Origin of the sequence: Klenkia sp. PcliD-1-E (genome assembly GCF_024124375.1) — a bacterium.
GTDB lineage: Bacteria > Actinomycetota > Actinomycetes > Mycobacteriales > Geodermatophilaceae > Klenkia.
In genome coordinates this window covers 1-6,460 of sequence record NZ_JAMXRZ010000172.1, presented here as the reverse complement: position 1 = coordinate 6,460, position 6,460 = coordinate 1, and the positions used below count along the sequence as shown (strand labels likewise).

The window sequence follows — 6,460 nt, the reverse complement described above, 5'->3', positions numbered from 1 at the left end:
CACGACCGGTGGGCGCACGATCTGAGCCTAGGAATCAGGAGCGTTCCAGTCCAAGAGAGTGCTGACCCACCGGCCGCTACCGGCACCGAACCTTCCAGACAACGGGAGGCCCGGTAAGCCCCATTAGACATCGCGGCGGGGGTCCACGACCAGCCGGACGACGCAGCCGTCGCCGTCCGCGAGCGGTGCGGTGGTCATCCGGTCCACCGCCCGGCGGGCCAGCCACAGGCCCATCCCGCCCACCGACAGGTCCGTGCCGTGGGCGGGGCCGTAGCCGGCCAGCGGCTCGTCGAAGCCCTGCCCGCGGTCGGCGACCGCGCACAGCACCCGCTGCTCGGTGACCCACAGCCGGACGTCGACCGGGGGGACGCCGTGCTCGGCGGCGTTGGCGACCACCTCGTCGATGGCCAGCACCAGGTCCTCGGCGTCGTCGGGGTCCAGCGGCCCGTCGGCCAGGCTCTCGCTCAGCGCGCGGCGCAGCTGGCGCACGCTGCCGACGTCCTCGACCTCCAGCGTCGGCGGGGTGGCCTCCAGCGGGTCGGGCGCCGGGGCCGACCACAGCGACCGCAGCACCTCGGCGGGGTCCCTGCGGCCGGGGTTGGGGAGGACGCCCTCGGCGGTGAGCGTCCACGGGTGGCAGGACAGGGCCCGTTCGGTGTCGGCGCCGAGGTGGTCGGGGTCGACGACGCAGTAGTGCACCAGCGCGCGGTCGGCGAGCACGTGGTTGAGCAGCGCCTCGGTCTGCAGCCAGGCCGGGGTGCCCAGCGCGGTGCGGGCGCTGTCGGTGACCAGGTGCAGCCGGGTGCCGCCGACCGTCAGCCGGTCGACCAGGGAGGTGTGGCCGGCGATGGCGTCGGGCGCCCGGCCGCCGAGCTCGTCGGGGTCCACGACGTGCACGCCCTCGGTGCCCAGCCGGTCCAGCAGCGGGCCGCGCAGACCGGGTGCGCAGGCGAGGACGACGGCGCCGCCGTCGGTGAGACCCCGCTGCAGCCACGGGGCCAGCAGCTCGGCCGAGCCCGGGCCGGGTGCGCCGCGGTGGGCGACGTGCACGTAGCCGCGCTGGTCGGCTCCCGCCGCACCCTCGACCCCCGCGCTGTAGGACACGGGTCCCTGGGTGCCCGGGATCCCCGGCTGCACACATGCTGCGTCCGATCCCACACCAGCGGGCCGGGGAACGGTTCAGCCTCCCCCGGCGACGGGCAGCCGGAGGGGATGGGCGAGCTGGACGGCACGGCGATGGAGGACGAGTTCGACGTCGCTGCGGCGTGGACCGAGGAGGCAGCCCGCGCACTCGGCCCCGGGCACGCGGTCCCGGCGGGCTGCCGGGGGTCGGGCAGCGTGGGGTCGCTGCGCTGGCTGGCCGACCGGCTGGACCTGGCACCCGGCGACCTGCTGGTCGACAGCGGGGCCGGCGTGGGCGGCCCGGCCCGGTGGGTGGCCGGGGAGCGGCAGGTGGCGCCGGTGTGCCTGGAGCCGATGGTCGGCGCCGTGCGCGCCTCCCGGCGGCTGTTCGGCCTGCCCTCGGCCGTCGCCCTCGCCCAGGCGCTGCCCCTGCGCGACGGCGTCACCGGCGCCGCGTGGAACCTCGGGGTGCTGTGCACCACCGAGGACAAGGCCGGGGCGCTGGGCGAACTGCACCGCGTGCTGCGGCCCGGCGGCCGCCTCGGCCTGCTGGTCTTCGCCCGGGTCGTCGACGAGTTGCCGGAGCCCGCGCCCGAGGGCAACTCGTTCCCGACCGTGCCCGAGCTCGACGCCCTGCTCGACGCCGCGGGGTTCGACGTCCGTGACCGCACGGTGGCCGACCTCGGGGACAGCCCGCCCGGGTGGCAGGAGGCCGCCGACGCGGTGGACGCCGAGGTCGCCCGCCGGCACGGCGAGGACCCGCGGTACCGGCGGTCGGCGGAGCAGTCGCGACGGGTCGGTGCGCTGCTGTCGGCGGGCGCGCTGCGCCCGGAGCTGGTGGTGGCGGCGCGCCGGGCATGAGCGCCGGTGCGCCCGCGTTGGGGCGGGCGTGCACGCGGAGGTGGTGGTCGTCGGGGCCGGGCAGGCCGGGCTGTCGGCGGCCTACCAGCTGCGCCGCGAGGGCGCCGACTTCGTCGTGCTGGACGCCGACGCCGCCCCCGGCGGGGCCTGGCAGCACCGCTGGGCCTCCCTGCGGCTGGACCGCGCCAACGGCATCGCCGACCTGCCCGGGATGCCGCTGACCGGCGACCCGGCCGAGCGGGCGTCGGTGGCGATGGCCCGCTACTTCGCCGACTACGAGCGCGCCTTCGACCTGCCGGTCCGCCGCCCGGTCGCCGTCCGCCGGGTCACCCGCACCGACGACGGGTTCGCCCTGGCGACGAGCGAGGGCACCTGGACCGCCCGCGGGCTGGTCAACGCCACCGGCACCTGGTCACGGCCGTTCTGGCCGGCCTACCCGGGCCGGGAGACCTTCCGCGGCCGGCAGCTGCACGCCGCGCAGTTCACCGAGGCCGAGGACCTCGCCGGCCAGCACGTGCTCGTCGTCGGGGGCGGGATCTCCGCGCTGCAGCTGCTGATGGAGGTCGCGGAGGTCACCCGGACCACCTGGGTCACCCGACGGCCCCCGGTGTGGCGCACCGAGGACTTCGACGCCGACGCCGGCCGGGCCGCCGTGGCGATGGTGGAGGAGCGGGTCCGGGCCGGGCTGCCGCCGGCCAGCGTGGTCAGCGTGACCGGGCTGCCGGTGACCGAGGAGGTCCGCCGCGCCCGGGCCCGGGGCGTGCTGGAGCGCCGGGCCGCGTTCGACCGGATGGTGCCGACCGGGGTGGCCTGGGACGAGCCGCCGCAGGAGCTGGCCGTCGACGTCGTGCTGTGGGCCACCGGGTTCCGGGCGGCCCTGGACCACCTGGCCCCGCTGCACCTGCGGGCCCCCGGCGGCGGCATCGTCGTCGACGGCACCCGGGTGGCCGCCGAGCCCCGGCTGCACCTGGTCGGCTACGGCCCCTCGGCCAGCACGATCGGCGCCAACCGCGCCGGCCGTTCGGCGGTCCGGGAGCTGCTGACGACCCTGCGGTCCTGATCTACCGGTCGGGGCTCAGCGGTCGGGTCGGGGCCGGTCCTGCGCGTGCAGCCGGACGGCGACCAGTGCGACGTCGTCCTCGGCCCGCTCGGGGAGCAGGTCGGCCAGCAGCGTGTCGGCCAGCTGCTCGACCGTCGCACCGGCCAGGCCGCCGAGCCGTCGCCGCAGCTCGTCGATGCCCTCGTCGAACACCTGGTCCCGGCGCTCGACCAGGCCGTCGGTGTACAGCAGCACGGTCGAGCCGCGGGCCAGCACGGACTCGTGCTCCCGCCGCGGGGCCGCCGGGTCCACGCCCAGCAGCAGGTCGGCGCGACCGCCGTCGCCGAGCAGCTGCGTGTCGCCGTCCTCGGTCAGCACGACCGGCGGGAGGTGGCCGGCGTTGGACCACACCAGCCGGGTCACCCCTTCCTCGTGCTCGGCCGGCGTCTGCTCCAGGCGGGCCACCAGCACCGAGGCGATGGCCTCCATCCGCAGGCCGTCCACCGCGGCGTCCAGCCGGTGCAGCACCTCGGCCGGGCCGAGCCCGCTGTCGTAGGCGATGCCCCGCAGCAGGCCGCGCAGCTGACCCATGACCGCGGCGGCCTCGGTGTCGTGGCCGACGACGTCGCCGATCACCAGCACGGTCGCGCCGTCGGGCTGGGTGAACGCGTCGTACCAGTCGCCGCCGACCTGGGCCTCGCGCGCGGCCGGCACGTAGCGCACCGCCATCTGCAGGTGGTCGGGCTGCGGCGGGTCGGACAGCATGCTGCGCTGCAGGGTCTCCGCGGCCCGGACCACCCGACGGGTGCGGGCGTAGAGCGCCTCGAGCAGGTTGGTGCGCAGCTCCGTGGCCTCGCCGACCTCGGCCGCCGTCCACGGCTCGGAGCGGCCGTGCACGGTCTCCGACCAGCGGTCGAAGGACTGCCGGGGCGAGATGCGCACGCCGTCGCCCTCGGGGACGACCACCGCCTTGTGGTGCGGGTCGCCACCCCAGTCGATCGACCGCACCTTCTCCTGGCGCAGCCACACCACCGACTGGCCCTCGGGCAGCGGGACGACGAGGGCGCCGCAGGCCAGCTCGACGGGCACGTCCAGCTCGGGGGCGTCCACCGGCAGCGAGTCGGTGCTCTCCACGTCGCCGCCCCGGCCGGCCGCCCACTCGGCGACCTGGGCGGCCAGCTCCTCGGGCACCGGCAGCCCGCGGACGGCGCTGTGGCCCTCCAGGTGCACCACCACGCTGTCGGCGGGCACCAGGTCCAGCAGGTCGGGGGTGCCCAGCAGCGACTCGGCCAGCGGCCGGTCCTGGTCGAGGGTGGCCGCGGTCAGCCACGCCAGGGTGGAGCGGGCCCGCAGCGCGCGGCGGACCTCCTCCTCGGCCGCCCGGTCGACCAGCCGCAGCGAGAGGGTGGACCCGAGGAACTCGGCGGCGGCCCGGGTGGCGTACGGCGGGGCGTGCGGCCCGGCGTAGTGGTGGCAGGCGATGAGGCCCCACAACCTGTCCTCGCGCAGCAGCGAGATCGACATGGAGGAGGCCACCCCCATGTTGCCCAGGTACTCCACGTGGATCGGCGAGACGCTGCGCAGCGACGAGTAGGTCAGGTCCAGCGGCGCACCGGTGGCCGGGTGGTCGACCGGCTGCAGGAGGGCCGGGGTGTAGGGCACCTCCGAGATCAGCCGGATCCAGTTCTTCTCGTACAGCGCCCGCGCCTGGGCCGGGATGTCCGAGGCCGGGTAGTGCAGGCCCAGGAACGTGGGCAGCCCGCCGTGCTGGGCCTCCGCGACGACCTCGCCGTTGTACTCGTCGTCGTAGCGGTAGAGCATCACGCGGTCGAAACCGGTCAGGGCGCGGACGGCGGTGACGGTGACGTCGTAGAGGTCCTGCAGGTCCGAGGCCCGGTTGAGCTCGGCGATCGTGCTGCGCACGGCCTGGTAGGTGTTCGGGAAGCTGAAGGGCCGGGGGCCGAAGGCGGGCTCGAGCTCGACCACCAGCGAGCTCGACCCGCGGCGCTCGCCGTCGTCGAGGCGGCCGGGGCCGGACCCGTCGTGCACGATGCGGTGCAGGATCGCGTCCACCGGCACCGGCGTGCCGTCCAGGTCGAGGGTGAGCTCGACCGGGTTGCGCTCCCGGAGGTCGCCGAAGGCCGAGGCGCTGCGGGCCACCGCCTGCGCCGGCACGGTGCCGATGACCTCCGCCAGGGGACGGCCGAGCGCGGCCTCCCAGGCCACCCCGACGACGTCGGCCAGGTTCTCCGACACCTGCTCCACGACCAGGTCGGGCTCGCCCACCGCGATGAGCACGCCGCGGGGCTGGATGCTGCCCGGCACGTGGATGGGTTCGCGCTCGCAGTTGGTCAGGTCCACCGGCGTACCGGGGGCCAGCCACTCCACGGGCTGGGTGTCGGTCACGCGGCTGCACCTCGACGTCGGGTCGCGGGTTCGGACGGCGGCGACGCACGCTGCTCGACGTCGGCACACCACTGGGCCATCAGGACGAAGGTACGGCGTGCCGCGCCGACGACCGCGTCCGCGTCACCCCCGCGGGTCACGTGCTCGCGGGTGGTCCGGCGGAACGCGGCCCAGCGGGCGCCGGTCCGTTCGCCGTACGGGCTGAACGCCCGGACCGTCCCGACGCCGGCCAGGGCGGGCAGCGAGGCCAGGTGGCGGTCGATGAACACCCCGCCCAGCGTCGAGCCCTCCAGCACGTACATCGTGCCCAGCGCCTCGTCGGTCGAGGACGGCGCGGGGACGGCGGGCGCCGGGTCGGCGGTGGGGACGGCGCCCAGGGCGGCCAGGTCGGCGGCGAACAGGTCGGCGCGCCGCCGGCCGGCCCAGTCCAGGTCCTCGGCGGTGCCCGGGTCGGTGGCGGCCCAGGTGTCCAGACCGGTCTCGGCGGCCACCCAGAAGGCGTGCATGCGCTGCAGCACCGCGGTCAGCCGGGCCACCGTGAGGTGGTCGTCCATCAGGTCGAGGGTGTCCTCGAGCTGCTGGTGCTCGGCCGCGGTGGCGGCGCGCAGCGCCGCCATCACGTCGTCGGGGGACCGGTCGTCGGTGCGTGCGTCCCTGCTCATGAGGCCCACGACCCTAGAGCAGGCCCGGCGGGGGCGGCCGCCAACCGGGCCGAGCGGACGGCCAGGTGCAGGGCCAGCCGGTCCCCGCCGTCGGCCAGGTCCAGGCCGGTGAGCTCGGCGACCCGGCCCAGCCGGTAGTACAGCGTCTGCCGGTGCACCACGAGCTCGGCGGCGGCCCGCTGGGGGGAGGCCGCCCGGTCCAGCCACACCTCGGCGGTGCGGGTCAGCACCGGGTCGGCCAGCAGGGCGGCGAAGGCCGGGTCCGGGCCGTCGAGCCGGACGACCTGGCGCCAGGCGCCCAGCTCGGTCCAGGACGCGACCGGGGCCAGGGCCGGGTCGACCGCGGCCACCCGCGCGGCACCGGTCGCCT

Annotated in this window: 6 protein-coding genes; 2 read left to right on the top strand and 4 right to left on the bottom strand. The window is 76.7% G+C overall.

All coding sequences use genetic code 11. The features are described 5' to 3' along the window. Positions 1-123 precede the first annotated feature (123 nt). Positions 124-1,104: an ATP-binding protein gene (locus NH342_RS24400; protein ID WP_253018128.1), complete on the bottom strand. Its 981-nt coding sequence runs from the start codon at positions 1,102-1,104 to the stop codon at positions 124-126. Between the two features lie 108 nt (positions 1,105-1,212). Here NH342_RS24400 and NH342_RS21380 point away from each other — a divergent pair, with 108 nt between their 5' ends. Further along, the gene (locus NH342_RS21380; protein ID WP_253018126.1) at positions 1,213-1,983 is read left to right on the top strand and encodes a class I SAM-dependent methyltransferase; all 771 of its coding nucleotides are present in this window, start codon (positions 1,213-1,215) and stop codon (positions 1,981-1,983) included. Between the two features lie 28 nt (positions 1,984-2,011). Continuing rightward, positions 2,012-3,043: an FAD-dependent oxidoreductase gene (locus NH342_RS21375; protein WP_253018124.1), complete on the top strand. Its 1,032-nt coding sequence runs from the start codon at positions 2,012-2,014 to the stop codon at positions 3,041-3,043. Between the two features lie 15 nt (positions 3,044-3,058). Here NH342_RS21375 and NH342_RS21370 read toward each other — a convergent pair whose 3' ends face one another. From NH342_RS21370 to NH342_RS21360, 3 genes are all read right to left on the bottom strand, one after another. Further along, a complete protein-coding gene (locus NH342_RS21370; RefSeq protein ID WP_253018122.1) occupies positions 3,059-5,428 on the bottom strand; it encodes a SpoIIE family protein phosphatase in 2,370 nt (789 codons plus the stop codon). Beyond that, positions 5,425-6,090, bottom strand: coding sequence for a biliverdin-producing heme oxygenase (locus NH342_RS21365; RefSeq protein ID WP_253018120.1), 666 nt, complete (start codon positions 6,088-6,090; stop codon positions 5,425-5,427). Before NH342_RS21365 ends, NH342_RS21370 begins: the two co-directional genes overlap by 4 nt. Further along, positions 6,087-6,460: helix-turn-helix domain-containing protein (locus NH342_RS21360; protein ID WP_253018118.1), on the bottom strand; the 374-nt coding region annotated here is incomplete at its 5' end. The genes NH342_RS21365 and NH342_RS21360, both read right to left, overlap by 4 nt.